This window comes from Spirosoma fluminis (assembly GCF_054778895.1).
Genome location: NZ_BAAGZD010000032.1, coordinates 1 through 1,372, shown reverse-complemented (window position 1 = coordinate 1,372; position 1,372 = coordinate 1). Strand labels below are relative to the sequence as shown.

At 50.2% G+C, this 1,372-nt stretch carries 1 protein-coding gene; it reads right to left on the bottom strand.

The window, feature by feature from the left end:
* On the bottom strand, nt 1-1,372 hold a 1,372-nt coding region (locus tag ACYVBJ_RS20855), incomplete at both ends, for a beta strand repeat-containing protein (RefSeq protein WP_460984242.1).

The window sequence follows — 1,372 nt, the reverse complement described above, 5'->3', positions numbered from 1 at the left end:
GCCATCCAATCCATCGGCGTTAGAGCCGGTGAACTGCAGGATGGTCGCCTGGTTACCGCTACCCGTCGAGCTTTGGTTGATCACTGCCTGACCCCGGATCGAACCCGACGACTGGATGATTAAGCCAAACGAACCTGAACCGGCTGATTGATTGATAGTACCGGTATTAAAGCGGCCTTGCTGAGCAACAACTGCATTGTGACCTACACCGCCTGACTGAGTGATGCTACCCGTGTTATCGTTAGATAAAAGCCCAATGGTAAAGGCTTGTCCGCCAACGTCAGTTAAGGCGATAGTGTTACCAGCTGCATCTTCAACCGTAGATTTACCTTGGCTGATGCGTGCATTCAGGTTATTGCCCGTGGTCTGGTCAATTGTGGCTGTATTGCGATTGGTTTGAACAACTTCGTTGGTAGCTAAACTTGTGCGGCCCTGGTCAATCAAAGCACTACTGTTTGTCACGCCAACAGCCTGATTAATAGTTGCCGTATTGTCCCTGCCATTACTTTGCCCATTTTGGCCAGTCGCGCTGTTCTGCACTACCTGCGCAAAATTGTTCTGACCATTCTGGTTAATCGCGGCTACGTCTCCCGACGAGTAAGAACCTCCGCCAAATCCCTGATAAATATTAGCGGTTCCGTTCAATGTTGAGCTACCCTGATTAATGGTTGCCTGGTCCCCATCACTCTGTCCGTTAAAACCTTGGGCAATTACAGCCGCGCTACTTTGCCCTGCCTGGGTTATACCCGCAGTACTTCCGTTATCGCTGCCTAAAAATAGGGCACCCTGAACAATCTCAGCCGTGTTATCAACATTCGTTTGAACAATAGCCGCTGTACTTCCAAGTGCTTCGCCCGATTCAACCCCTTGTCTAATTGCAGCTGTATTGTTAACTGCCGATTGGAGGATGCTGGCAGTACCTGCCTCTGAACGACCTGCCGAAATTGCTCCGTCTCCATCGACATTATCAGTGGCACCTTGATTGATTGTAGCCGTTACGTTACTAGCTATCTGAGTTATAGTTGCGACGTTCGAGATTGACTCGGCAATACTACCGTAATTGCTAAAGCTTACGTCGCCCGCGTTCGCTCTGCCCTGATTGATGGTAGCGACAGCGTTTGTAGCAGCAGTACCCGCTATATTCTGGCCGCTAAAGCCTTGAAAGATGAACGCATCGTTGTTGACCGACCCGTTGCTTTGATTAACGGTTGCGGATAATTGAGATCCATTCTGATAGATTTCCGACCCGTTGCGACGGCTGTTGTTGTTCTGTTCCAGGAGAGCCACGTTGCCCTGACCTTGTTGCAGAATACCGCCGAAGTTACCGTCATTGGCCGCCGAACCAATCGTAGCTGAACCCGATACACCACCA